Source organism: Streptomyces sp. NPDC002328 (genome assembly GCF_042890065.1).
Taxonomy (GTDB): domain Bacteria; phylum Actinomycetota; class Actinomycetes; order Streptomycetales; family Streptomycetaceae; genus Streptomyces.
In genome coordinates this window covers 346,443-371,275 of the sequence record NZ_JBIARQ010000001.1, presented here as the reverse complement: position 1 = coordinate 371,275, position 24,833 = coordinate 346,443, and the positions used below count along the sequence as shown (strand labels likewise).

The 24,833-nt window shown below is 72.9% G+C and carries 19 protein-coding genes; 11 read left to right on the top strand and 8 right to left on the bottom strand.

The window, feature by feature from the left end; translation table 11 throughout:
- Positions 1–55 precede the first annotated feature (55 nt).
- The gene (locus ACFYX4_RS01690) at positions 56–1,024 is read left to right on the top strand and encodes a hypothetical protein (RefSeq protein WP_389324064.1); all 969 of its coding nucleotides are present in this window, start codon (positions 56–58) and stop codon (positions 1,022–1,024) included.
- A gap of 38 nt (positions 1,025–1,062) precedes the next feature.
- Here ACFYX4_RS01690 and ACFYX4_RS01685 read toward each other — a convergent pair whose 3' ends face one another.
- From ACFYX4_RS01685 to ACFYX4_RS01670, 4 genes are all read right to left on the bottom strand, one after another.
- Complete coding sequence (locus ACFYX4_RS01685) at positions 1,063–2,535, bottom strand: phytoene desaturase family protein (protein ID WP_389324061.1); 1,473 nt, start codon at positions 2,533–2,535, stop codon at positions 1,063–1,065.
- A 484-nt stretch (positions 2,536–3,019) separates the two neighbouring features.
- Positions 3,020–3,646 (bottom strand): TetR/AcrR family transcriptional regulator, encoded by a 627-nt coding sequence (locus ACFYX4_RS01680; protein WP_389324058.1) that lies wholly within the window; start codon positions 3,644–3,646, stop codon positions 3,020–3,022.
- A 50-nt stretch (positions 3,647–3,696) separates the two neighbouring features.
- Positions 3,697–5,781 (bottom strand): YhgE/Pip family protein, encoded by a 2,085-nt coding sequence (locus ACFYX4_RS01675; RefSeq protein WP_389324055.1) that lies wholly within the window; start codon positions 5,779–5,781, stop codon positions 3,697–3,699.
- Positions 5,753–6,667 (bottom strand): ATP-binding cassette domain-containing protein, encoded by a 915-nt coding sequence (locus tag ACFYX4_RS01670; protein WP_389324052.1) that lies wholly within the window; start codon positions 6,665–6,667, stop codon positions 5,753–5,755. The genes ACFYX4_RS01675 and ACFYX4_RS01670 overlap by 29 nt, the downstream gene beginning before the upstream one ends.
- Before the next feature lie 165 nt (positions 6,668–6,832).
- Between ACFYX4_RS01670 and ACFYX4_RS01665 the strand changes: the two genes are divergently transcribed.
- The 3 genes from ACFYX4_RS01665 (at position 6,833) to ACFYX4_RS01655 (ending at position 9,171) form a co-directional block, all read left to right on the top strand.
- Positions 6,833–7,417: an SAV_6107 family HEPN domain-containing protein gene (locus tag ACFYX4_RS01665; RefSeq protein WP_389324049.1), complete on the top strand. Its 585-nt coding sequence runs from the start codon at positions 6,833–6,835 to the stop codon at positions 7,415–7,417.
- 226 nt (positions 7,418–7,643) lie between these two features.
- On the top strand, positions 7,644–8,468 hold the full coding sequence (locus ACFYX4_RS01660) for a class I SAM-dependent methyltransferase (protein WP_389324046.1): 825 nt from the start codon (positions 7,644–7,646) through the stop codon (positions 8,466–8,468).
- A 289-nt stretch (positions 8,469–8,757) separates the two neighbouring features.
- Positions 8,758–9,171, top strand: coding sequence for a DUF3040 domain-containing protein (locus tag ACFYX4_RS01655; protein WP_389324043.1), 414 nt, complete (start codon positions 8,758–8,760; stop codon positions 9,169–9,171).
- Positions 9,172–9,418: 247 nt separating this feature from the next.
- Here the strand turns inward: ACFYX4_RS01655 and ACFYX4_RS01650 are convergent, their stop codons facing one another.
- The 4 genes from ACFYX4_RS01650 to ACFYX4_RS01635 form a co-directional block, all read right to left on the bottom strand.
- Complete coding sequence (locus ACFYX4_RS01650; protein ID WP_389324040.1) at positions 9,419–11,890, bottom strand: DUF3488 and DUF4129 domain-containing transglutaminase family protein; 2,472 nt, start codon at positions 11,888–11,890, stop codon at positions 9,419–9,421.
- Positions 11,887–13,260 (bottom strand): DUF58 domain-containing protein, encoded by a 1,374-nt coding sequence (locus ACFYX4_RS01645; RefSeq protein WP_389324037.1) that lies wholly within the window; start codon positions 13,258–13,260, stop codon positions 11,887–11,889. Before ACFYX4_RS01645 ends, ACFYX4_RS01650 begins: the two co-directional genes overlap by 4 nt.
- On the bottom strand, positions 13,260–14,291 hold the full coding sequence (locus ACFYX4_RS01640; protein WP_389324034.1) for an AAA family ATPase: 1,032 nt from the start codon (positions 14,289–14,291) through the stop codon (positions 13,260–13,262). The genes ACFYX4_RS01645 and ACFYX4_RS01640 overlap by 1 nt, the downstream gene beginning before the upstream one ends.
- A 173-nt stretch (positions 14,292–14,464) precedes the next feature.
- Positions 14,465–15,094: a beta-class carbonic anhydrase gene (locus ACFYX4_RS01635; RefSeq protein WP_389324031.1), complete on the bottom strand. Its 630-nt coding sequence runs from the start codon at positions 15,092–15,094 to the stop codon at positions 14,465–14,467.
- A gap of 363 nt (positions 15,095–15,457) precedes the next feature.
- Here ACFYX4_RS01635 and rsmH point away from each other — a divergent pair, with 363 nt between their 5' ends.
- The 7 genes from rsmH to murD all read left to right on the top strand — a co-directional run bounded on the left by rsmH (position 15,458) and on the right by murD (position 24,770).
- The gene (gene rsmH / locus ACFYX4_RS01630; RefSeq protein WP_389324028.1) at positions 15,458–16,462 is read left to right on the top strand and encodes a 16S rRNA (cytosine(1402)-N(4))-methyltransferase RsmH; all 1,005 of its coding nucleotides are present in this window, start codon (positions 15,458–15,460) and stop codon (positions 16,460–16,462) included.
- An 82-nt stretch (positions 16,463–16,544) separates the two neighbouring features.
- Positions 16,545–17,123 carry a septum formation initiator family protein gene (locus tag ACFYX4_RS01625; protein WP_389324025.1) on the top strand — a complete coding sequence of 193 codons (579 nt, stop codon included), beginning with the start codon at positions 16,545–16,547 and terminating at the stop codon, positions 17,121–17,123.
- A gap of 5 nt (positions 17,124–17,128) precedes the next feature.
- On the top strand, positions 17,129–19,105 hold the full coding sequence (locus ACFYX4_RS01620) for a peptidoglycan D,D-transpeptidase FtsI family protein (protein WP_389324022.1): 1,977 nt from the start codon (positions 17,129–17,131) through the stop codon (positions 19,103–19,105).
- A 98-nt stretch (positions 19,106–19,203) separates the two neighbouring features.
- Positions 19,204–20,871, top strand: coding sequence for a UDP-N-acetylmuramoyl-L-alanyl-D-glutamate--2,6-diaminopimelate ligase (locus ACFYX4_RS01615; RefSeq protein ID WP_389324019.1), 1,668 nt, complete (start codon positions 19,204–19,206; stop codon positions 20,869–20,871).
- A gap of 4 nt (positions 20,872–20,875) precedes the next feature.
- Complete coding sequence (gene murF, locus ACFYX4_RS01610; RefSeq protein WP_389324016.1) at positions 20,876–22,291, top strand: UDP-N-acetylmuramoyl-tripeptide--D-alanyl-D-alanine ligase; 1,416 nt, start codon at positions 20,876–20,878, stop codon at positions 22,289–22,291.
- Entirely contained in the window at positions 22,288–23,361 is a 1,074-nt protein-coding gene (gene mraY, locus ACFYX4_RS01605) for a phospho-N-acetylmuramoyl-pentapeptide-transferase (RefSeq protein ID WP_389324013.1), read from the top strand. The genes murF and mraY overlap by 4 nt, the downstream gene beginning before the upstream one ends.
- Positions 23,343–24,770 (top strand): UDP-N-acetylmuramoyl-L-alanine--D-glutamate ligase, encoded by a 1,428-nt coding sequence (murD, locus tag ACFYX4_RS01600; RefSeq protein ID WP_389324010.1) that lies wholly within the window; start codon positions 23,343–23,345, stop codon positions 24,768–24,770. Before mraY ends, murD begins: the two co-directional genes overlap by 19 nt.
- The last annotated feature ends 63 nt before the right edge of the window (positions 24,771–24,833 follow it).

Genomic DNA, 24,833 nt, shown 5'->3' with positions numbered 1-24,833 from the left:
CCGGTCGCATCCAGATACGACACACTGCGTAGCGGCCACTGGGAGAGGGGCGTACATGGGCTGGACGGTCCTCTACATCGCGTTCGGCATCGTCGCGCTGTGGCTGCTCGGCGAGGTGCTGTTGCAGTACAAGGCGCGGCTGCGCTGGCGACTGCTGGCGTTCGCCGGCTTCGTCGGCGTGGTGCTGGGCGTGCTCATGCCCAACGTGATCGTCATCGGGCTGGGCGCCGCCGCCTTCGCGGTCGGCCAGACGTACGTCACGCTGTCGTTCCGCCGCGGCTTCTCCGCCGGCTGGGCGGTCAGCCGCCGCGGCGCTGACGCCGTCAAGGGCCGCCGGGGCAAGACCGAGCGCAAGGACCCGACCCTGGAGGTCTCCGACCTGGAGGCGGCCGAGGCCGGCGCCGACCCCTACGGCCAGGACACCGGCTCCCCCTTCGGCGGCGACAGCGTCTCCTACGGCCGCGACAAGAACTCCTTCGACGACGACGACCGCGACGACGTCTTCACCCCGGCCGCCCGGGGCGCCGCCGGGGCCGCCGAGACCACCGCCGTCTACGAGCCGCAGCCCATGCCCGACGACACCGGCACCTACGGCGTCTACAGCGACTCCGCCTACGCGGCCGCCGCCCAGCCCCAGGACCAGTACGCGACGGCAGCCCAGGGCGCGGACCAGAGCCACGGCTATGACGGCTACTCCGGTTACGGACAGCAGCAGTACGGCTACGACTCCGCCGGCGAACAGCAGTACGCCGCCTACTCCGACCCGTACATCGGCACCCAGACCTACGGCGGCGGCTCGTACGACACCGGTTACGGCCAGCAGCAGTACGGGCAGCAGGGCTACGGCCAGGACCAGTACGGCGCCGGCGGCTACGGGGAGACCCCGGCCGGCGGTGTCTGGGTCCCGCAGCAGCGCACCGCCGACGACCCGCTGGGCGGCGACCTCCCGCCCGACCAGAACTACCCCTACCAGGGCGACGGACGGCAGCAGGGCACCGGGTACGACGAGCAGTACCGGTACTGACGGCGCTCCGACTCCGACGAGCGGTACCGCTCCGGGGCTCACTGCGAGCCCCGGAACTCCCGTCCCTCCACGATCAGTCCGGACACCAGCGCGCCCGACATCCCGGCGTGGGGCAGCCCGCCGCCCGGGTGGGACCAGCCGCCGACGGTGAACAGGCCTGGTATCGCGGTGGAGTTGGACGGGTGCAGCAGTCGCCCCCCGGCCGCGGCCAGCGCCGGCGCCGGCACCGACCCGCCCGCGACCCCGGTCTCGTCCGCGATGTCGGCGGGCGTGCGCACCTCGCTCCACAGGACGCGGTCCCGCAGCCCCGGGACGGCACGTCCGGCGGCGTCGATCAGCCGCTCGACGCCGTCGGCGGGCACGTCCGTCCCCGCGGGGACCACGCAGCCGACGACGACCGCCTCATGACCGGCGTCCGGGACCAGGCCCGGGTCGTCGGGCCGCAGCACGGTGACCGTCGGGCGTGCCGGCGTCACCGGCGTCGTGCCGAACAGGCTCTCCAACTCGCCCTCGCGGTCGTCCGTGTGCACCACCGTGCGAGGGGCCGCCCCCTGCGGACGCCCGCCGCGCAGCGCCAGCAGCACGGTCAGACGGCTCGACAGGCCCGCCTGGGACGGGACCTCGCCCCGCGCACGCGCGGGCAGACCCTCGACGCCTCCCGGCGCGACCACGAAGTCGGCCTCCACGAGCGTGCCGTCGAGCAGCTCCACGCCCGCCGCCCGGCCGTCCTTCTCCAGGACCCGCGCGACCTCGGCGTCGAAGACGAACTCGACCCGCCGGGCCACGCACCGCTCGTACACCGCGCGGGCCAGCTCCCGGATCCCGCCGCGCACGTACCACATCCCGAACGCGTGCTCCATGTACGGCAGCACGGCCGCGCTCGCCGGGGCGACGCGCGGATCCAGGCCGTACGCGAGCGCGTGGCTCTCCAGGAGCGCGGCGAGCCGGGCGTCGCGCAGCTCCCACGCGCCGACCTCGGCGAGGGTGCCGGCCCGACGGGTGCGCAGCAGGCGCTTGTGCGGCACCGACGGGTAGGGCTCACGCTCGGCCAGCACCTGCCAGTTCGGCCACAGGGGCTCCTCCAGGAGCGGCCGGCGGGTGCGGTCCCAGGCCTCGCGGGCCCGGACCAGGAAGTCGCCCCAGCGCTTTCCCGCGCCCGCCCCGAGCGACTCCTCCAGGGCCGCGACGACTCCCGCGCGCGAGGCGTTCGGCAGGGCCACCTCGGTGCCGTCCGCGAACACGTGCCGTGAGGACGGGTCGACCTGCGCCAGCTCGACGAGGTCCTCCAGCGGCTCCTTGCCCGTCTTGAGGAACAGATCGCGCCAGACCGCGGGCAGCGGCAGCAGACCGGGCCCGGTGTCGAACGCGAACCCCTCCCGCTCGAACCGGCGCACCGCGCCGCCGTACGTCCGCGTACGTTCGTACACCACCACCCGGTGACCCGCGACGGCCAGCCGGGCAGCGGCCGCCATCGCGCCCAGTCCGGCGCCGATCACCGCAATCCGTGCCATGACCGCGACTTTATCGGCCACCACTGACAGTGACGCCGTCGGCCCGATGTCCGAACGGGGACGCGCCCCCCGGTCCCGCCCGCTCTCGCCCGGTCTTGTCCGGCGTGCACGAAAACGCCGGTGCGTGATGGCCACGTCCCCCGCGGGCCACCGCGCACCGGCGCTTCCTCGTGCTCCCCCCGTTCCCCCGATCCCCCCGTTCCCCCGTGCTCCCCCGTTTCCCCCGATCGGTCGTTCCCCCGGGTCCCCCCGTGCCTCGCTCCCGCCGACAGAGCCGACGGAAGGAGCGGTCCAGGACCGGCGCCGTTCCGCCGCCCCGTGTCGGCGGTGCCGGTGCCGTGCCCCTTCCCGTGTCTTCACTCTCCCGTTCCCGCAGGCCCGCACCCATCCGCGCGCGTACTCATCTCCCCCCTTAGGTACGCGTACTCAGCCATGAGTGCTCATCCCCAGGGCGCCGAGACGGCGCCCGCGCGGCGTCGCCCGGTCAGCGGCGGCCGCTCACCCGCCCCTGGAGCAGCCGGGACAGCGCCGCGTGGACGTCGTCCAGGGACCGTTCCGGCTGGAACGCCTTCCAGTCCAGCGCGGCCACCAGGACCATGCCGACCAGCGCCGCGGCCGTCAGCGGCACATCGATCTCGTCGCTGAACTCGCCGCCCTCGATGCCCTCCCGCAGCACGCCCTCGACGACGGCCACCGCCTCCTGCCGCACCACCATCAGCGTGGACTGCCAGGCCCGGTTGGTGCGCCACAGCTCGGCCACGTACAGCTGCGTGAACGCGGGATAGCGGTCGATGAAGACGAGGCCCGCGCGGATCATCGCGTCCAGCGCGTCGACCCGGCTGCCGCCCTCCCGCGCCGTGCGCTCGGCCGCCTCCCGCAGAGAGGCGGTGAGAAGGCCCACCCCGTGCCGCAGCAACTCCTCGAAGAGGACCGACTTGCTCGCGAAGTTGTAGTAGACCGTGCCCTTGGCGACTCCGGCCCGCTCGGCGATCTCGTCCACCGTGGTGGCGGAGAAGCCCTGTTCGGCGATGAGGGTGACGGCCGCCTCGTAGAGCTTCTGCCGGGTGGCCTCGCGGCGGGTGCGGCCGCCCGGCGTGGTGGTGCTTTCCATGCCCCCGATTGTCACAGGAACCCGACGCGCCGGAGGCCGTGACCGGGTGCTCACAGGCTCAGCTCCGGGTGCAGCCGGTCCAGCGTCCACACCTGACGCCGTCGCGCCGACAGCGCGGTCAGCGCGAGAGCGCCCACGGTGAAGGCGACGAGCACCGCGCACGCCTGCCACACCGGTTCCAGACCACCGCCCGTGATCAGCCGGCGCAGCGCGTCGACGACATGGCTCATCGGCAGGAACGGGTGGATCGCGTTGAAGAAGCCGGGGCTGGTCTGCACCGGGTAGGTGCCGCCCGCGGACGTCAGCTGGAGCATCAGCAGGGCCAGCACGAGGATGCGCCCGGCCGCGCCGAAGCGGGCGTTGAGCCACTGGATCAGCGCCGCGAAGCACGCCGTCACCAGGAACAGGAAGCCCACCGTCCCGGCGGCCCGTGCCATCTCCAGGCCGACCGCCCAGTGCAGCACCGCCATCAGCGCCGTCGTCTGGAGCACGCCGATCGCGACCACCGGCAGCCAGCCCGCCAGCGCGATCCGCCACGCCGAGGCGCCCGCGGCGAGCGCCCGCCGGTTCATCGGCGCGATCAGCATGTACGCCACCATCGCGCCCACCCACAGGGACAGCGGGATGAAGTACGGGGCGAACCCGGTGCCGTAGTTGGGGGCCTTGTGCAGGTCCTGGGTGGCGAGCTGCACGGGGTCCGCCATCACGGCGGTGCGCGCGTCGCGGGCCGGTTCGTCGTAGTCGGGGATCTTCTCGGCCCCGTCGTGCAGCCCGCCGGCGAGCTTCCCGGAGCCGTCGACCAGCTTGTAGATGCCGCCGTTGAGGTCGTAGGCGCCCGTCTTGAGCTTGCCGACGCCCGTGTCGAGGTCTCCGGCCCCGGTCTTGGCGGTGCCGAGCCCGGTGTGCAGCTTCTTCGCCCCGGCGGCGACCTTCGCGGCCCCCTTGTTCAGCTCGTTGATCCGGGACACGGCGTCGGTGAGGTCCTCGGAGAGGCGCGGGGCGCGGTCGGCGAGCGCCTGGGCCTGCTTCTGGAGCAGACCGACGTTCGTGCGGAGCGTCTTCAGTTCGCCGCTGCGGTCGGCGATGAGCACGTCGAGGCCCTCGGCGACCGTCGCCACGTCGGCGGCCGCCTCCTTGGCCGCCTTCAGGTCGTCGCAGGCGGGATCGGGCAGCACCGGCGTCTCGCAGCGCGTCTTGTAGACGCCGGCCAGCGCGTCGGCCTCCGTGCGCGCGTCCTTGGCGGCGACCGGCGCGGTCTTCACCAGCGTGGCGAGGTGGCCGCTGACCACCTCGGCGGAGTCGGCGACCAGTTGGGCCGTGTCCCCGATGGTCTTCTCGTTCCGCGCGACGAACGGCCCGATCTTGTCGTTGATCCCGTTGGCCTTGTCGGCCAGCGACTGCGTGCCGTCCGCGATCTTCTGCGTGCCGTCCTCCAGGTCGCCCCCGCTCGTGTCGAGCTTCTTCAGCCCCTTGGCCAGCTTGTCGCTGCCCGACTTGGCGTCCTTCAGCCCGTCGGCGAGGTCCTTGGAGCCCTGCTCAGCCTTCCCGATGCCGCCGGTCAGCTTGTCGGCCCCGTCGGCGGCCTCCACGGTCTTGCCGTGGATGTCGGAGAACGAGATGAAGATCTTGTCCAGGAAGGAGCGGGAGGCCTTCGTCGACGCGGCCGTGCGCACCTCGCTGAAGACCGTCCGCGAGATCTGCCCGACGATGTAGTTGTTCGCGTCGTTCGTGCGCACCTGAAGGGCGCTCGTCGCCGGGGCGTCACCGGAGCTGGAGGCGATCCGCCGGCTGAAGTCGGCCGGCATGGTCAGCGACAGGTAGTACGTGCCGTCCTCCACGCCCGCGCGTGCCTGTGCGGCGCTCACCTCGTGCCATTCGAAGGTCGCGCTGTCCCGCAGCCCTTCGGTGATGTCGTCGCCGGCGACCATCCTCCTGCCGTCGACGCTCGCCCCCGTGTCGTCGTTGACCAGCGCGACGGGAATGCGGTCGAGACGGCCGTACGGGTCCCAGAAGGACCACAGGTACAGCGCGCCGTAGAGCAGCGGCAGCAGCAGGAGGGCGACCAGGGCGGCACGGGGGAGCTTCCCCCGGCCGAAGCGGCGCAGCTCAAGCGCGGCGAGTTTCGGGGAGCGCATCCGCCGGGTCCTCCTTGTCGCTGGGCTGTTCGGTGTCGGTGTCGTCTTCGGTGTCGGTTTTGGTTTCGTCGGCGGTGCCGGTGCCGGTGCCGGTGCCGGTGTCGGCTTCGTCCTCGTCCTCGGCTTCGAGCTCAGTCGTCGCGGAGCTGGTGTCCGGCTCTGGGGCCGTGTCCGGTTCAGGTTCCGCGGCCCAGGTGTCCTCGCCGAGGGTCCTCACCCTGACGGCGTCCTCGGGGGCCTCGCCGCACACCGCGACGACCGTCGTCCCGGCCGCCGTGAGGGACGCGAACAGCGCACGCACGTCGGCGCGTTCGGCCTCGGACAGCTTCAGGTCGGCGTCGTCCACGCCGAGGAGGCCCGGCCGGCCGATGAGGGCCAGCGCCACGGACAGCCGCAGCGCCTCCAGCCGCTCCAGATCCCGTACGGCCGTCCGCGCCCCCTTGGGCAGCGCCCGTACCTCGAGTCCGGCGGCCGCCAGCGCGGCGTCCACGCGCGCGTCCGTCTCCGCGGCCTTCTCCGCGCGCGGGCGCAGCAGACCCCGTACGGAACCGGCGAACCGCCGCTCCAGCAGCGCCCGTTCACGAAGGTGCTCGCCGACGGTCAGGGCCGGTTCCAGGTCGGTGACCCCGGCGACATGGGCCACGGCGCTGACCCGGCGAGCCCCGGCGAGCTGCTTGGGCAGCCGTGCCGTGCCCACCGTCGCCGTGCCCTCCGTGGCCTTCATCCGGCCGGTGAGCGCGAGCAGCAGGCTCGTGCGCCCGGACCCGGACGGCCCCTCGATCACGATCAGCGAGCCCGGCTCCGCGCTGAAGCCGACGCCGCGGAACGCCCACCCGCGCGGTCCGCGAAGCCCGAGACCGTCGGCTGCGACACCGACTCCGTCCACTGCTTCCCCCTAATTGAACTGACTGGTCAGTGCAAAAACTAGCCCGAACCTTCGATCGAAGCAAAAGCGCAGGTCAGAACGGATTGTCAGTGCCATACCTCACGATGAGCACATACGGCACCCCGTTTCGGGTCGTGCCGTCACACAGACGACAGGAGGTTCGTCATGGCCAGCAATCACGCAGCAGCCGCCCACCGGCGCCGCGCCCTCGGCCCTGCCCCCTCACTGAACGGCCCGGCGAGCGATGTGCACCCCGTGCTGCGCCGGACCACGGCCCCACCCGCCGCCCTCGACCTGCTCGCCCAGGCCCGCGCCGCACTCGACGAGGCCGCCGTCCTCGAGACCCCCAACGAGCGCTACGCCACCGCCCACCTCGCGGCCCTGCGCACCGCCGCCGCCGTGCTCGCCGCGCGCGGCCGGCCCGAGACCTCGCCCCGACGCCGCAACCGCATCCGGAGCGCCTGGGAAGTGCTCCCCGAGATCGCGCCCGAACTCACCGAGTGGAGCGCGCTGTTCGCCTCCGGGGCCGGCCGCCGCGCGCGGGCGGAGGCCGGCATACAGGGCGCGGCCGGCCGCAGGGACGCCGACGACCTGATACGGGACGTGGCGATGTTCCTGCGCATCGTCGAGCGCATGCTGGTCCTCCAGCCGGTCCTGCCGCAGCCGCGCCTCGACGCACGGCAGCCGCACCGGGAGGGGGAGCGGCCGGCCGGCCCGGGGGAGGGTCGGGACATGCCGGACGCGGGCTGACGACGACTGACGCGGGCTGACGATGACTGGCGCGGGACGCCGAGCGGCGGCCGGTGCGGCCCGTGCCGCGGCTGCCGGGTGCGGCGTCGACGGCGATGTCGGAGGCGATGCCGAAGGCAATAGGGTGGAAGGCGCCTGAAGCCTTCCACCTGCCGGTCCGGCCGGGGAAGGCGCCCCGTTCGCTCCGCCGCGCAAGAGGCGGTGCCGCGCCGAGGAGTCAACTGCCGTGTCGGACCCGATGCGCCCTCCCGCCTCACCCCACCGCCCCGAAGCGACGCCGCTGCGTTCCGACTCTCGCCCGCGCGCCGCCCTTCGCACCGCCGTGGTCTGGGACGTCCTCCAGGACGCCCTCGACCGCCGGGTCAAGGCCACGGGGCGTGAGTCGCTGGACGTCCTCGACACCGGGGGCGGCAGCGGCAATTTCGCGGTGCCCGTGGCCCGCCTCGGGCACCGGGTCACCGTCGTCGACCCCAGCCCCAACGCGCTGTTCGCCCTGGAGCGCCGCGCCGCCGAGGCCGGCGTCGCCGACCGCGTGCAGGGCGTCCAGGGCGACGCGCACGGCCTCTTCGACGTCGTCGAGCGCGGCGGCTACGACGCCGTCCTGTGCCACGGCGTGCTGGAGTACGTCGACGACCCGGCCGAGGGCGTCCGCAACGTCGTGGCCGCGCTGCGCCCCGACGGCGTCCTCAGCCTGCTCGCCGCCGGCCTCGGCGGAGCCGTGCTCGCGCGGGCCCTCGCCGGACACTTCAAGGAGGCCCGCCAGGCCCTCACCGACCCGGCCGGCCGCTGGGGCGAGGGCGACCCCGTGCCGCACCGCTTCACCGCCGGGCAGCTCACCGACCTGGTCGAGGGCGCGGGCCTGCGCGTCGGCGCCGTGCACGGCGTGCGGGTCTTCGCCGACCTGGTGCCCGGCGTGCTCGTGGACACCGAGCCCGGCGCCCTGGAAGCACTGCTGAAGCTGGAGGAGGCCGCGGCCGAACTCCCCGCCTTCCACTCCGTGGCCACGCAGCTCCACGTCCTCGGTGAGACCCGAGGGGCCGACGAGGCGTGAGTCGTCCGCGGGGGCGAGGGCCGGGGCGCTCCGCTGATCAGCGACTTGGCCGCACATGGAGTACGCCACAGGCCCCCCGTTCGGCCGCTGTGCGCCGTATGATCGAGGGAGACCGCCCGGCATGACGGGTCGGCCGCTGGGGAATGGAACCTCCAGCGAGCCGGGACGTCCATGGCGGGCTCCGGTTGGCCAATTGGCGTAGAGGGGCGGGTTTCACGGGGGCGATTCCCTGCCTATCCTGAAGGGACCCCCCGGGTCGCCCCGGCGACTGCACGATGAGGAGGACTCCGTGCCGCTCTCGGAGCACGAGCAGCGCATGCTCGAGCAGATGGAGCGAGCGCTGTACGCCGAAGATCCCAAGTTCGCGTCGGCGCTTGAGGGAAGCGGGCTGCGTACGTACACCCGGCGTCGGGTCTACCAGGCAGTCGCGGGCTTCCTCGTGGGAATCGCGCTCCTTATGGCCGGTATGGTCGCCCAGCAGGTCTGGCTGAGCGTGATGGGCTTCCTCGTCATGCTGGGGTGTGCGGTGCTCGCCGTGACGGGCTGGCGCAAGGCTCCCAAGCCGGGCGAACAGCCTGCGGGCGCTCCGCACGCTCGCGGCGGCCAGGGACGCGGTCAGGGACGGCCCAAGCGCTCCATGATGGACCGGATCGAGCAGCGCTGGCAGCGCCGCCGTGACGAGCAGGGCGGACACGGTCACTGAGGCCGGGCCCCGGGCTCCTGACGGTGTAGCCGCGCAGACGCCTCGAAGGACATCGAGACATCGATGAGGGGGCGACCACCCGGACAGGGTGGTCGCCCCCTCACGCACGCCCTGACACCGGCCCCGAGACACCAGCCACCGGACCACTCACAGCATTCGGCCCCCGCCCCGAGGAAAACCCCGGAGCGGGGGCCGCTGCCATGCCGCCGGTCGGCCGCGCCGCCGGTCCGCGCTGTCGGTCCGCCGCTCAGGCCGTCCTGCCGAAGCGCCACAGCCGGCGCGTCAGCGTCGCCAGGCGGGCCGCCCAGGAGGCCTTCACAGCCGTCCAGCGGTCCGCGAGATCCCAGGCGGCGCGCACGGCGGAGCGGGGCGCGACGACCGCGCGCAGCCGGGTGCGCCGTCCGACCCGGGACCGCAGGGCCGCGCGCACCCCGCGCACCTCGTCGGCCAGCCCGGCCTCCGCCCGCGGCTGCGGCGCGTACAGCACCTGCTCCACGGCGCCCGCCACCCGGTGCACCGACGCGGCCACCGTGTCGTCCAGCTCGCCGAGGCGGACGATCCGCGCGGCGGCCCGCCGGGGCGTCAGCGCGTCGTCGGGCTCGATGCCGTAGTCCCAGGCCGTGTCGGTCAGCTCGCGCCACACCGACAGGACATGGGCGACGGCCGCCTCGGTCGCCTCGTGCGACGGCACGTCCAGCAGCACCGCCGGGCCGGGCACGGCCGGTTCCGGACCTCCGTCGGCGGAGGACCCGGTGTGCTGGGCCGACGCGAGCCGCACCGCACGGCGTCTCAGCCGCCACAGCATCGGCAGCAGCGGCAGCAGCAGGACCCCGGCCCCGAGCACCGTCCATCCGGCGATCTCGTACCAGGACGGCCCGCCGCCGCCCTGCTCGGCCTCGTCGAGCGGCAGCGCGCTCGTGCAGGCCTCGGCCTTCTTGTCGTCCGCCGAGCAGCTCGTGCTCGCCGAGGCCTCCGCCGACGGCGCGGCGGACGCCGAACGCGAGGCCTGCGGCAGCTCCGCGATCGCGTCGCCGGAGTTCTCCGGCAGCGTGTACGTGGGCGTCGTACCCCGGGTCGGGGTCGGCTCGAAACGGGTCCAGCCCACACCCTCGAAATACAGCTCGGGCCACGCGTGCGCGTCCTTCAGGCTCACCGCCACCGAACCGTCCGCCTGCGGGGAGCCCGGCGCGAAGCCCACCGCGACCCGGGCCGGAATGCCCAGCGTGCGGGCCATCGCCGCCATCGCGAACGAGAAGTGCACGCAGAAGCCCTGCTTGTCCCGCAGGAAGCGGGCGATCGCGTCCTTGCCGCTGCCGACCTGCACCTCGGTGTCGTACTCGAAGCCGCCCGTGACCGCGAAGTAGTCCTGGAGCTTGACCGCACGCTCGTAGTCGTTCGCCGCGCCCCGGGTCACCTCCCGGGCCGTCCGCGCCACCGACGACGGCAGTGAGCCCGGCACCTCCGTGAAGTCGCCCCTGACCGAGCCGGGCGCCTCCGGGGCGGAGGCCAGCTGCTTCGCCGTCGGCTGCACGGCGAGGCTGTTCACCTCGTACGTCTTGCCGCGCGTGTTCTGCCCGTGGTCGCCCACCAGGGTCATGCCGACCGGCTCGTACCGCCAGTTCCCGCTGATCTTCACGTCGCTCGGCGGATACGGCATCGGCAGCCAGTCCTGGGCGTACCAGTCGGCGGCCCTGATCCGGGTCGTCACCTGCGAGCGCCTGACGTCCGAGCCCAGACCGGCGGGCGTCGGGAACTCGTCCGGCACGGCGCTGATCTGGCGCTTCGAGGGCTTCCACGTGGTGCCGTCGAAGTCGTCCAGGGAGACGATCCGCAGATAGAGGTCCGAGATGTCGCTGGAGGAGGTGCGCAGCGTCAGGACCGTGCGGTCGTCGTCCATGTTCAGGCTGTCGCGCAGCGACACCAGCGGGTTGACCGCGGAGATCGTGCCCCCGCTGCCGTTGCCCGCGCCCACCCCGGTGCCCGTGCCGTCCAGTAGGCCGCTGCCGATCGCGGGCAGCGGCAGCAGCGGCACCACCAGGGCCACGCCCAGGGCGACCGCGCCGATCCGCCGCCCGGTGCGCACCGGGGCCACCGGGCCGGACGGCCCGCCGGGCGCGCGCGGGGCGCCGCCGAAGACACGGCCCCACTGCGAGAGCCGCTCCCGGCTCTCCGCGAGGAGCAGCATCAGATAGCCGGCGGCGGCCACCAGGAACCACAGCCAGTCCACGACCCCGTCCGACAGGCCCGCGGCGATCGAATACAGCGCGAGCAGCGGCAGACCGGCCGGGGCGGCGTTGCGGAACGTCACCGCGAGGGTGTCCACCGCCAGGCCGATCACCAGCACACCGCCGACCATCATCAGCCGGATGCCCTCGGACAGCGGCGCCGGTATCGCGAACCGCCCGACGTCGTCCGCGCCGGCCCGCAGCAGGTCGGCGAAGTGCTGGAAGGCATGCGGGCCGGGGATCAGCCCGGCGAGGGCCTGCTCACGGGCGAAGACCAGGGTCAGCAGCACCAGCGTGACCAGGGCCTGGGCCAGCACGGTCAGCGGCCGGGCCAGCGGCACCCGCCGGGTCGCCGCGCCCACCCCGGACTGGACCGCCAGCAGGACCGCCGCCTGGAGGATCCAGGTGGCCGGGTCGACCAGGGGCAGCATGGCGAGGGAGGCCATCAGTGTGGCCGCCGCCGAGCACAGCGTCAGTCGCGCCCGCCCGCTCATGATCCCGCCTCCCCGCCGCTCGTCCCGCCCACCGTCACCACACCGGACCGCTCCTGGTCCGCCAGCTGCCATACCTCCGTCAGTGGAACGCCCCGTGACACGCTCACGGCCGTCCAGCCCGCCTCGCGCAGCATCCGCAGCCGCTCCTGTGTCCTGTTCATCGTCGCGGGGGCCTCGTTCGGTTCACGCACCCAGCTGTCGCCGTCCAGCAGGAAGGCGACCGCGCCCCCGCTGCGCTGGCGCATCTTGCCGGCCACCGCCGCCTGCTCCTCGTTGAGTTCGCCGAAGAAGGCCACCAGCAGCCCCTCGTTGCCCCCGCGCAGCACGTCGTACGCCCGGGACAGGCCCGTGCCGTCGGAGTGGTCGACCACCGCGAGGGTGTCCATCATCAGCCCGGCCGCGTCCGCCGACTCCTGGCTGGCCCCGGCGAAGCCGTCGGCGCCCTCGCCGGGCACCGAGGTGCCCGTGTCCGTCAGCAGCCGCACCGAGAAGCCCCGCTCCAGCATGTGCGTCAGCACCGACGCGCAGCCCGAGACCGCCCACTCGAAGGCCGAGTCGGGGCCCGCGCCCCGGAAGGCCGTGCCCCGGGTGTCGAGCAGCACCGTGCAGCGGGACCGCTGGGGCTGTTCCTCCCGGCGCACCATCAGCTCGCCGTAGCGGGCCGTGGAACGCCAGTGCACCCGGCGCAGGTCGTCGCCGTAGCGGTAGCCGCGCGGGATCACGTCGTCCTCGCCGGCCAGCGCCAGCGAGCGCTGCCGTCCGTCGCCGTACCCCTTGGCCTCGTCGCTCAGCCGCAGCGCCGGCAGCGGCTCCACGCGCGGGATGACCGTCAGTGTGTCGAAGGTCGAGAAGGAGCGGGTCAGCTCGCACATCCCGAACGGGTCGTTCAGCCGCAGCTGGAGCGGGCCCAGCGGGTAGCGGCCGCGCAGGTCGGAGCGGACCCGGTAGGACACCTCGCGGCGGCCGCCCGGCTCGACCCGGTCCAGCACGAAGCGGGGGCGCGGGCCGAGCACGTACGGCACCCGGTCCTGGAGCATCAGCAGACCGGTGGGCAGCCGGGAGACGTTGTCCATCCGCAGATGGACGCGGGACTCGCTGCCGGCGGGCACCCGCCCGGGGGAGAGCCGGCGGCTGCCGGCGACCCGGTACCGGGTGCGGTAGACGACGGCGGCGCACACCAGCGGCAGCGCCGCCAGCAGCAGCCCCACCCGCAGCAGGTCGGGCTGCCCGAGGACGTACGCGCAGATCGCGGCGGCGACGCCGGCGGCCAGGAACGAGCGGCCACGGGTGGTCAGACCGGCCAGGGCGGTGCGGGCGCCGCCCTTCTCCCCGCGGCCGGTGTCCGCCTGCCCCGTCCCCCCGAGGGCCATCACAGCCTCCGCGGCGGCCGGCCGTACGCCTGCCCGTCGCCGCCCAGGCCGTAGCCGCGCTGCTGGGGGGCCGCGGGCACCGGGGTGCGCTGGATGATCTCCGCGACGACCTGCTCCGACGTACGCCGGTTGAGCTGGGCCTGCGCGGTGGGCAGCAACCGGTGGGCCAGGACGGCCACGGCCAGGTTCTGCACGTCGTCCGGCAGTGCGTAGTCCCGGCCGCCGAGGGCGGCGGAGGCCTTCGCCGCGCGCAGCAGATGCAGCGTCGCGCGCGGCGAGGCGCCGAGTCTGAGGTCGGGATGCGTGCGGGTGGCGGCGACCAGGTCGACCGCGTACCGGCGGACCGCCTCCGCGACGTGGACGCCGCGCACCGCTTCGATCAGCTTCACTATCTCGTGCGCGTGCGCCACCGGCTGGAGGTCGTCCAGCGGGTTCACCCCGCCGTGGATGTCGAGCATCTGGAGCTCGGCCTCCGGGCTCGGGTAGCCGATGGAGACCCGGGCCATGAAGCGGTCGCGCTGCGCCTCGGGCAGCGGGTAGGTGCCCTCCATCTCGACCGGGTTCTGCGTGGCCACCACCATGAAGGGGCTGGGCAGTTCATAGGACTGCCCGTCGCTCGTGACCTGGCGTTCCTCCATGGACTCCAGCAGCGCGGACTGCGTCTTCGGCGAGGCGCGGTTGATCTCGTCGCCGATCACGATCTGCGCGAAGATCGCACCCGGCTTGAACTCGAAGTCCTGCCGCTGCTGGTCCCAGATGGACACGCCGGTGATGTCCGACGGCAGCAGGTCGGGCGTGAACTGGATACGTCGCACCGAGCAGTCGATCGACCGCGCCAGTGCCTTGGCCAGCATCGTCTTGCCGACGCCGGGGACATCCTCGATCAGAAGATGTCCCTCGGCGAGCAGCACGGTCAGCGAAAGCCGTACGACCTCGGGCTTGCCCTCGATCACTCCTTCCACCGAACTGCGGACACGCTCCACAGTGGCGGTCAGATCAGTGAGGCTCGCTCGATCGTCATAGGTCGTCACCCGGCCCTCCTCGGCCCGTTCTTTCCGGGCCGACGCTTCTGAACGCGGACCGGCCCACCCCAATCACGGACACCACGCGGGAAAAGTTCCGCGCGACGCCACAACCGCATTCTTGCCGCCGTTACCGTTTCGTGTCACTCGCCTGTGGACAACTGACAGCGATATGTCAGGTCTTAAGACTCTTGTGCGGACTCCTGAACGGGGTCGATCTCCCGCAGCAGTCCGGTCTTCACGTCGAACACGAACCCGCGGACGTCCTCGGTGCTGAGGAGGAACGGCGAGGTGCGCACCCGCTGCATGGACTGCCGTACGTCCTGGTCGACGTCCCGGAAGGACTCGACGGCCCAGGCCGGGCGCTGGCCGACCTCCATCTCCAGCTCGGTGCGGAAGTCCTCGGTGATCGCTTCCAGGCCGCAGCCGGTGTGGTGGATGAGGACCACGCTGCGCGTGCCCAGCTTGCGCTGGCTGATGGTGAGCGAGCGGATCACGTCGTCGGTCACCACACCGCCCGCGTTGCGGATCGTGTGGCAGTCGCCGAGCTCCAGACCGAGCGCGGCGTGCAGGTCGATACGGGCGTCCATGCAGGCCACGACGGCGACGTGCAGCACGGGCCGGGCGTCCATGCCGGGGTCGGTGAACGCGGCGGCGTAGCGCCCGTTCGCCTGGACCAGGCGGTCGGTCACGCTGCCGCTGCCTATGGTGCCCGCGGACTCGATGGGGACGGATGCGGAAGTCGTCATAGGCATGACGTTACTGGTCACCGCCGTCGCGGTCCTGTTGTGAGAAGGGAAAAAGGGCGTCATCACGCTGCGCCTGTGAGGTAAGCCACAAGGGTGAGAGACGGCTACCCGAACGGGTGATTTCCGGCGGTCGGCCGCTTCACGCGCGCGTGGGACCGCGACGCGCAGGCCGGTTGATTGACCGCGTGACAGGGTGGACTAAAGTGACGCGAAGCGGGAGGCGGCGATCTCCCCGCTGGACTGAATTCCCCGAGAGACCCCGGCGCGGCCGCCGGAGATCTCCCCGCGTGCGCGGCGCGTACGTACGGCTCGGCCTCCTCCCGCTCCCGGTCGGCTGACGCTTCCGGCGCCGGCGGACCTCCCCTTCTTCGAGCGGGCGGGGACCCGGCGGTGCGTACGGGCCCGCCGGATCTGAGAGGGCCCAGAGTGCAGGGGCGCGAAGCGCATTCGAACAAGGGCGATGCCGGGCGACGGGAGGGCGAGAGCCGGCACGTCCCGGTGATGCTCCAGCGCTGCCTGGACCTGCTGGCCCCCGCCCTCGGGGAGCCCGGAGCGGTGGTCGTCGACTGCACGCTCGGCCTCGGCGGACACAGCGAGGCCCTGGTGACCCGGTTCCCCGAGGCGCGGCTCGTCGCCCTCGACCGGGACAAGGAGGCCCTGCGCCTGTCCGGTGAGCGCCTCGCGCCCTTCGGCGAGCGCGCCGAACTCGTGCACGCCGTCTACGACGAACTCCCCGCCGTGCTCGCCCGGCTCGGCATCGCGCGCGTGCAGGGCATCCTGTTCGACCTGGGCGTGTCCTCCATGCAACTCGACGAGGCCGACCGGGGGTTCGCCTACGCCCAGGACGCCCCGCTCGACATGCGCATGGACCAGACGACCGGCATCAGCGCCGCCGAGGTCCTCAACACCTACCCGCCGGGCGAACTCGTGCGCATCCTGCGGGCGTACGGCGAGGAGAAGCAGGCCAAGCGGATCGTGTCCGCGATCGTCCGCGAGCGGGACAAGGAGCCGTTCGCCAACAGCGCGCGCCTGGTCGACCTGATCCGCGCCGCGCTCCCGCAGGCCGCCAAGCGCACCGGCGGCAACCCGGCCAAGCGCACCTTCCAGGCGCTGCGCATCGAGGTCAACGGTGAACTCGCCGTCCTGGAACGGGCGATCCCGGCCGCCGTGAAGGCCCTGGACGTCGGCGGGCGGATCGCCGTGCTGTCGTACCACTCGCTCGAAGACAGGCTGGTGAAGCAGGTGTTCGCGGCCGGGGCCGCCACCACCGCGCCGCCCGGACTGCCGGTCGTCCCCGAGCGCTACCAGCCCCGGCTCAAGCTGCTCACGCGCGGTGCCGAACTTCCCACCGAGGAAGAAGTCGCCGAGAACCGGCGTGCGGCGCCGGCGCGGCTGCGCGGAGCCGAGCGCATCAGGGAGCACATCGAATGAGGGGCGTGACAGACGTGAGGAGCGCGGTGTGCCCGAGGCGTGAGGGGCGCTCGGGCCGCAACTCCTCGGCGGGGGAGGGCGAGTGAGCGGGAAACCCGAACTGCGGGGGAGGGCCGCCCGGCTCGCGCGTCTCTTCCCGGCCGGCCCGCGCCGGGCGGCCCGCACGCCGTTCGTCCTCCTCGTCGTCCTGCTCCTCGGCGGCGGTCTCATCGGCCTGCTCGTGCTGAACTCCGCGCTCAGCGAGGGCTCGTTCAGGATGGACGACCTGGAGAAGGACACCAAGAGCCTCACCGACGAGGAGCAGGCGCTCCAGCGGGACATCGACTCCTACTCCGCCCCGGACGCCCTCCAGCGCCGCGCGCGCGAACTCGGCATGGTGCCCGGCGGCGATCCCGCGTTCCTCGGCTCCGACGGCACCGTGAAGGGCGTCCCGTCGCCCGCCGCCCTGCGGTCCGCGCGGGACACCCCCGTGGCCGTCCGCCCGCCCGAGGCCATCGAGACCGCCCCGGCCGACAGCGACGCCACCGGCGACGGCGACACGGACACCGACGCGGACGCCACCGCGGGCACCGCTGCCGACACCCCGGCGGACCCGGCACCCGCGACGCCCGTCCCCGACGCCACCCCGACCGCAGCCACTCCCACGACTCCCGGCAGGTGACGGAAGTGTCCGACAGGGAACCGCCCCGCCGGCGCGTGCCCGGCCCCGCCCGGCCCTCCCGCCCCGCGTCCGAGCGGCGGCGGCCCGGCCCGGGCGCCCGCCCCGCCCGCCGTCCCGCCGCCCCCCGTGCCGCCACGCCCCGTCCCGCCGCCGCGCGCGTCATCCGGCTCGGCAGCCCCCGCCCCCGGCTGCGCATGGTCGGCCTCGCCCTCACCCTGGTGCTGACCGCCTTCGTCGTCCGCCTCCTCCAGGTGCAGGCCGTCGACGCGAGCACCTACGCCGCCAAGGCCGAGCGCAACCGGTACGTCGGCCAGGTGCTGGCCGCCGAGCGCGGCGAGATCACCGACCGCTCCGGCGTCGCCCTCGCCGCCAGCGAGGACGCCTACGACATCACGGCCGACCCGACGATGTTCGCCCGCGAGCAGCTGAAGATCGGCGACGGTCCCGAGCAGGCGGCCGCCCTCCTCGCGCCGATCCTCGGCCAGGAGCAGTCCGACCTGGTCAAGAAGCTGCGCCCCAAGGACCCGGACACGCGCTACACCAAGCTGGCCGGCCGGCAGACCCCGCAGGTCTGGAAGCAGATCAAGGACCTGAAGTCCGCCCTCGCCGACAAGTCGGACGCCGACGGCGCCACCGTCAACGTCCTCGCCGGCGTCTTCTCCGTGCCCAGCAGCAAGCGCGTGTACCCCAACGGCGACCTCGCCGCCGGAATACTCGGCTGGGTCAACTCCGAGGGCAAGGGCGGCGGAGGCGTGGAGCAGCAGCTGAACGCGACCCTCGCCGGCAAGGACGGCAAGATCCGCTACGCCCAGTCCGGCGGCCGTCAGGTGCCCACCGCGGGCTCCACCGAGACGCCCGCCGTGCCCGGCTCCGACGTCGAGCTGACGATCGACCGCGACATCCAGTGGGCCGCGCAGAACGCCATCGGCGAGCAGGTGAAGAAGTCCAAGGCGGACCGCGGCTACGTCATCGTCCAGGACACCCGCACCGGCGAGATCCTCGCCATGGCCAACTCGCCCGGCTTCGACCCCAACGACCTGTCCGACGCGCGCCCCGAGGCCCTCGGCAACGCGGCCGTCCAGGACGCCTTCGAGCCCGGCTCCACCGCCAAGGTGATGTCGATGGCCGCCGTCCTGGAGGAGAACGCGGCCACCCCGCTCACCCACGTCACCGTGCCCAACCGGCTGCACCGCGGCGACCGGCTCTTCCAGGACGACATCGACCACCCGACCTGGTACCTCACGCTCAACGGCGTGCTCGCCAAGTCCAGCAACATCGGCACCATCCTGGCCACCGGCCAGCTCGGCAAGACGCAGGCCGAGGCCAACCGGGTCCTCTACTCCTACCTGCGCAAGTTCGGCATCGGCCGCCACACCGGGCTCGGCTTCCCCGGCGAGACGAAGGGCATCCTCGCGGCGCCCGCCGCCTGGTCGACCTCGCAGCAGTACACGATCCCTTTCGGCCAGGGCATGTCCGTCAACGCGCTCCAGGCGGCCTCCGTCTACTCGACCATCGCCAACGGCGGCGTCCGCGTCGCCCCGAGCCTCGTCCGCGGCACCAAGGGGCCCGACGGACGCTTCACCCCGGCCGAGGCCCCGCAGAAGACGCGCGTGGTCAGCCAGAAGACGGCGAAGACCCTCGCCCAGATGCTGGAGTCGGTCGTGGACGACGAGGAGGGCACCGGCACCAAGGCACGCATCCCCGGCTACCGCGTGGCGGGCAAGACCGGCACCGCCAACCGTGTGGATCCGGCCACCGGCAAGTACAACGGTTACACGTCGTCGTTCGCCGGGTTCGCCCCCGCCGACAACCCCCGCGTCACCGTCTACTGCGCCATCCAGAACGCCACCGAGGGCAGCTACTTCGGCGGCCAGATCTGCGGCCCCGTCTTCAAGCAGGTCATGGAGTTCGCCCTGAAGTCCCTCCAGGTCCCGCCCACCGGGGCGAAGCCGGCGAAGCTGCCGGTCGCCTTCTCCCCCTGAGTCCCTGAACCCCGAGCCCCGCACCGAGTTCCCTGAGCCCGCCCCACCCAGCTCCCCGCCCGCCACCGTTCAGCGCCGAACAAGCCAGGAACCAGCCCGTGACCATGATCACTCCCGACCCCGGGAACAGCGCCCCGCTCCCGCCCCCGCCCGGGCCCTCACTTCGCTCCCGGGCGGGTGCGCCCGGTACGCTCACCGCCGTGCCACACGCTGATCAGTCCCAAACCACCCAGAAGGGCGCTTCCGTGACCTATCCGGGACCGCCGCGACCGGTTCAGACCTCCGCCGCACCCCTCGCGGAGCTCGCCGATCAGCTGGGCGCCGAGCAGCCGGGAACCGCCGCCGAGGTCACGGGCATCACCCACGACTCGCGCGCCGTCCGCCCCGGCGACCTGTACGCCGCCCTCCCGGGAGCCCGCCTGCACGGCGCCGACTTCGTCGCCCAGGCCGCCGGCCTCGGCGCGGTCGCCGTCCTGACCGACCCGACCGGCGCCGAGCGCTCCGCCGCGACCGGCCTGCCGGTCCTGGTCGTCGACGACCCGCGCGGGCGGATGGGCGAGCTGGCGGCCACCATCTACGGCCACCCGGGCCGCGACCTGCTCCAGATCGGCATCACCGGCACCTCCGGCAAGACCACCACCGCGTACCTCGTCGAGGGCGGCCTGAAGACCGCCCGCGCCACCGGACTCATCGGCACCGTCGAGATGCGCATCGGCGACGAGCGCATCAAGTCCGAGCGCACCACCCCCGAGGCCACCGACCTCCAGGCCCTGTTCGCCGTCATGCGCGAGCGCGGCGTCGAGGCGGTCGCCATGGAGGTCTCCAGCCACGCCCTGGTCCTCGGCCGGGTCGACGGCTGCGTCTTCGACATCGCCGTCTTCAACAACCTCAGCCCGGAGCACATGGAGTTCCACTCCGGCATGGAGGACTACTTCCAGGCCAAGGCGAAGCTGTTCACGCCGGAGCGCAGCAAGCTGGGCGTGGTCAACCTCGACGACGAGTACGGCCGCCGCCTGGTCGACGAGGCCACCGTCCCCGTCATCACCTTCTCCGCCGAGGGCCACCCCGACGCCGACTGGCGCGCCGTGGACGTCCAGGTCGGCCCGCTGGACTCGACGTTCACCGTCGTCGGCCCCGACGGCCGCCGCGTCGCCGCCAAGTCGCCGCTCGCGGGCCCCTTCAACGTGGCCAACGCCCTCGCCGCGATCGTCGCCCTCGCCGCCGCCGGACTCGACCCGCAGGCCGCCGCCGACGGCGTCGCCGCCGTGCCGGGCGTGCCGGGCCGGCTGGAGCGCGTCGACGCGGGGCAGCCCTACCTCGCGGTCGTCGACTACGCGCACAAGACCGACGCCGTCGAGTCGGTCCTCAAGGCGCTGCGCAAGGTCACCAAGGGCCGCCTGCACGTCGTGCTCGGCTGCGGCGGCGACCGCGACGTCACCAAGCGCGAGCCGATGGGCGCCGCCGCCGCCCGGCTCTCCGACACCGCGCTGCTGACCTCCGACAACCCCCGCTCCGAGGACCCCCTCGCGATCCTCGCGGCCATGCTCCAGGGCGCGGCGTCCGTGCCCGCCCACGAGCGCGGCGAGGTGCAGCTGTTCGAGGACCGGGCCGCGGCGATCGCCGCCGCCGTCGGGCGCGCGCAGGCCGGGGACACCGTGCTGGTCGCGGGCAAGGGCCATGAGCAGGGCCAGGACATCGCCGGCGTGATCCGTCCCTTCGACGACCGCCAGGTGCTTCGCGAAGCTATCCAGAAGACCCAGGGATGAACTTGTGATCGCCCTCTCCCTCGCCGAGATCGCCGAAGTCGTCGGCGGGCAGACGCACGACATACCGGATCCGTCCGTCCAGGTCACCGGATCCGTCGTCCGGGACTCCCGCGAAGCGGGGCCCGGCAGCCTCTTCGTCGCCTTCGTCGGCGAACGCGTCGACGGCCACGACTACGCGCGGGCGGTCGTCGAGGCGGGCGCGGCGGCCGTCCTGGGCTCGCGCCCCGTCGGCGTGCCCGCGATCGTCGTGGACGACGTCCAGGCGGCGCTGGGCGCCCTCGCCCGGCACGTGGTGCGCAGGCTCGGCACGACGCTCGTCGCGCTCACCGGCTCGGCCGGCAAGACCAGCACCAAGGACCTCATCGCCCAGGTGCTCCAGCACAAGGCGCCGACCGTGTGGACGCCCGGCTCGCTCAACAACGAGATCGGGCTGCCGCTCACCGCGCTCAGCGCCACCGAGGAAACCCGTTTCCTGGTGCTGGAGATGGGCGCCCGCGGCATCGGCCACATCCGCTACCTCACCGGTCTGACGCCGCCGAGGATCGGGCTCGTCCTGAACGTCGGCTCCGCCCACATCGGCGAGTTCGGCGGCCGCGAGCAGATCGCCCAGGCGAAGGGCGAACTCGTCGAGAGCCTCCCGGCGGCCGAGGAGGGCGGCACCGCGATCCTCAACGCGGACGACCCCTTGGTCCGGGCCATGGCCTCCCGGACCAAGGCGAAGGTGATCACTTTCGGAGAGTCCGACGAAGCGGACGTACGCGCCGAGAACGTACGACTCACGGACAGCGGACAGCCCGCCTTCAGCCTTCACACACCCTCCGGGTGCAGCGATGTGACCATGCGCCTGTACGGTGAGCACCACGTGTCGAACGCGCTCGCCGCGGCCGCCGTCGCCCATGAGCTGGGCATGTCCGCGGAAGAGATCGCCACCGCGCTCTCCGAGGCGGGCTCCCTCTCCCGCTGGCGTATGGAGGTCACCGAGCGCCCGGACGGCGTGACGATCGTCAACGACGCCTACAACGCGAACCCCGAGTCCATGCGTGCCGCACTGCGCGCGCTGGCGGCCATCGGCAAGGGGCGGCGGACCTGGGCGGTGCTCGGCAAGATGGCCGAGCTCGGGGACGAGGCGCTCGCCGAGCACGACGCGGTCGGACGGCTCGCCGTCCGGCTCAATGTCGGCAAGCTCGTCGCGGTCGGGGGCAGGGAAGCCGCCTGGCTGCAACTGGGCGCATATAACGAGGGTTCGTGGGGTGAGGAGTCGGTGCACGTGTCCGACGCACAGGCGGCGGTCGACCTGTTGCGCAGCGAGTTGCGCCCGGGGGACGTCGTGCTCGTGAAGGCGTCCCGTTCGGTCGGTCTCGAGAGTGTCGCCCAGGCGCTGCTCGACACCGGTGCCGAGGGTGAGGTCGCCGCCCGATGATGAAGCAGATCCTGTTCGCGGGAGTCATTGGCCTCTTCCTGACCCTGGTCGGCACGCCGCTGCTGATCAAGCTGCTCGCGCGCAAGGGTTACGGCCAGTACATCCGCGACGACGGCCCGCGCGAGCACGCCAGCAAGCGCGGTACGCCGACCATGGGCGGCATCGCGTTCATCCTGGCGACCGTCGCCGCGTACTTCCTGTCCAAGCTGATCACGGGCAAGCCGCCGACCTACTCCGGTCTGCTGGTGCTGGGCCTGATGTGCGGCATGGGTCTGGTCGGCTTCCTCGACGACTACATCAAGATCGTCAAGCGGCGCTCGCTGGGTCTGCGGGCCAAGGCGAAGATGGCCGGCCAGCTGATCGTCGGCATCGCCTTCGCGGTGCTCTCGCTCCAGTTCGCCGACTCCCGCGGCAACACCCCGGCCTCCACGAAGCTGTCGTTCATCACGGACTTCGGCTGGTCGATCGGCCCGGTGCTGTTCGTCGTCTGGGCGCTGTTCATGATCCTCGCGATGTCCAACGGCGTGAACCTGACGGACGGTCTGGACGGTCTGGCCACCGGCGCCTCGGTCCTCGTCTTCGGCGCCTACACGTTCATCGGCGTCTGGCAGTACCAGGAGTCCTGCGCCAACGGCGAGACCCTGACCAACCCCAACGCCTGCTACGAGGTACGCGATCCGCTGGACCTCGCGGTCATCTCCGCCGCGCTGATGGGCGCGTGTCTGGGCTTCCTGTGGTGGAACACCTCACCGGCGAAGATCTTCATGGGTGACACCGGTTCGCTCGCGCTCGGCGGTGTCCTCACCGGCCTCGCCATCTGCTCCCGCACAGAGCTGCTCGTGGCCATCATGGGCGGTCTGTTCGTCCTCATCACCATGTCGGTCGTCATCCAGGTCGGCTCGTTCCGCCTCACCGGCAAGCGCGTCTTCCGGATGGCACCGCTCCAGCACCACTTCGAACTCAAGGGCTGGTCCGAAGTCCTTGTCGTGGTCCGCTTCTGGATCATCCAGGGCATCTGCGTCATCGTCGGACTGGGCCTCTTCTACGCGGGATGGGCAGCCGAAAAGTGACCGACTGGCAGGGGAAGAACGTCACCGTCGCCGGGCTCGGAGTCTCCGGCGTCCCGGCGGCCAAGGTGCTGCACGGGCTCGGCGCGAGGGTCACCGTCGTCAACGACGGCGACGACCCGCGCGCGCGTGCCCAGGCCGCCGAACTGCGGGCCCTGGGCGTCACCGTGCGCCTCGGTGACGGCGCCACCCTGCCCGAGGGCACCGAGCTGATCGTCACCGCGCCCGGCTGGAAGCCCGACAAACCGCTCTTCACCGCGGCCCGCGAGGCCGGGGTGCCGATCTGGGGCGACGTCGAACTCGCCTGGCGCCTGCGGGAGCTGGACGGCAGGAAGGCCGCCCCCTGGCTCTGCGTCACCGGCACCAACGGCAAGACCACCACCACGCAGATGCTCGCCTCCATCCTCCAGGCGGCGGGCCTGCGCGCGGCGGCCGTCGGCAACATCGGCGTCTCCCTGCTGGACGCGGTCCTCGGCGAGGAGCCGTACGACGTCCTCGCCGTCGAACTCTCCAGCTACCAGCTGCACTGGGCGCCGTCCCTGCGGGCGCACTCCGCCACCGTGTTGAACCTCGCCCCCGACCATCTCGACTGGCACGGCTCCATGGAGGCGTACGCCAAGGACAAGGGCCGTGTCTACGAGGGCAATCGGGTCGCCTGCGTCTACAACGTCGCCGACAAGACGACCGAGGACCTGGTGCGCGAGGCCGACGTCGAGGAGGGCTGCCGGGCGATCGGCTTCACCCTCGGCGCGCCCGCCCCCTCCCAACTCGGCGTCGTGGACGGCATCTTGGTCGACCGCGCCTTCGTCGAGAACCGGCAGAAGAACGCCCAGGAACTCGCCGAGGTCTCCGACGTCGACCCGCCGGTCCCGCACAACGTCGCCAACGCCCTTGCCGCGGCGGCCCTCGCCCGCGCCTTCGGCGTGCCGGCCAAGGCCGTGCGGGACGGCCTGCGGGCCTTCGTCCCGGACGCCCACCGCATGGCCCACGTCGCGGACGTCGACGGCGTCACCTACATCGACGACTCCAAGGCCACCAACACCCATGCCACGGAAGCCTCGTTGGCGGCCTACGAGTCGATCGTCTGGGTCGCCGGCGGACTGGCGAAGGGCGCCACCTTCGACGAACTGGTCGCCAAGTCGGCGAAGCGGCTGCGCGGGGCCGTCCTCATCGGCGCCGATCGGGCGCTGATCCGCGACGCCCTCGCGCGACACGCCCCGGAAGTACCCGTCGTCGACCTCGACCGGACCGACACTGGGGCGATGCTCCAGGCCGTCCAGGAGGCGAAGCGGCTGGCGCGGCCCGGCGACACGGTGCTGCTCGCCCCGGCCTGCGCCTCCATGGACATGTTCGCCAACTACAACCAGCGCGGTGACGCGTTCGCGGAGGCCGTTCGCGAACTCGGCGCCTGACCCGGCCGCCGCCGGGCGGACCTTGGGAGGGACGCGTGGGACCGTCGAGGTCGACGTTCAGCG

What these genes read in the sequence shown, in the direction of transcription:
- ACFYX4_RS01685 (WP_389324061.1), bottom strand. Translation starts at nt 2,535, where the DNA reads ATGGCACGGATTGCGGTGATCGGCGCCGGACTGGGCGCGATGGCGGCC.
- ACFYX4_RS01690 (WP_389324064.1), top strand. Translation starts at nt 56, where the DNA reads ATGGGCTGGACGGTCCTCTACATCGCGTTCGGCATCGTCGCGCTGTGG.
- mraY (WP_389324013.1), top strand. Translation starts at nt 22,288, where the DNA reads ATGATGAAGCAGATCCTGTTCGCGGGAGTCATTGGCCTCTTCCTGACC.
- ACFYX4_RS01665 (WP_389324049.1), top strand. Translation starts at nt 6,833, where the DNA reads ATGGCCAGCAATCACGCAGCAGCCGCCCACCGGCGCCGCGCCCTCGGC.
- ACFYX4_RS01645 (WP_389324037.1), bottom strand. Translation starts at nt 13,260, where the DNA reads ATGGCCCTCGGGGGGACGGGGCAGGCGGACACCGGCCGCGGGGAGAAG.
- ACFYX4_RS01650 (WP_389324040.1), bottom strand. Translation starts at nt 11,890, where the DNA reads ATGAGCGGGCGGGCGCGACTGACGCTGTGCTCGGCGGCGGCCACACTG.
- ACFYX4_RS01635 (WP_389324031.1), bottom strand. Translation starts at nt 15,094, where the DNA reads ATGACGCCCTTTTTCCCTTCTCACAACAGGACCGCGACGGCGGTGACC.
- ACFYX4_RS01680 (WP_389324058.1), bottom strand. Translation starts at nt 3,646, where the DNA reads ATGGAAAGCACCACCACGCCGGGCGGCCGCACCCGCCGCGAGGCCACC.
- ACFYX4_RS01675 (WP_389324055.1), bottom strand. Translation starts at nt 5,781, where the DNA reads ATGCGCTCCCCGAAACTCGCCGCGCTTGAGCTGCGCCGCTTCGGCCGG.
- murD (WP_389324010.1), top strand. Translation starts at nt 23,343, where the DNA reads ATGGGCAGCCGAAAAGTGACCGACTGGCAGGGGAAGAACGTCACCGTC.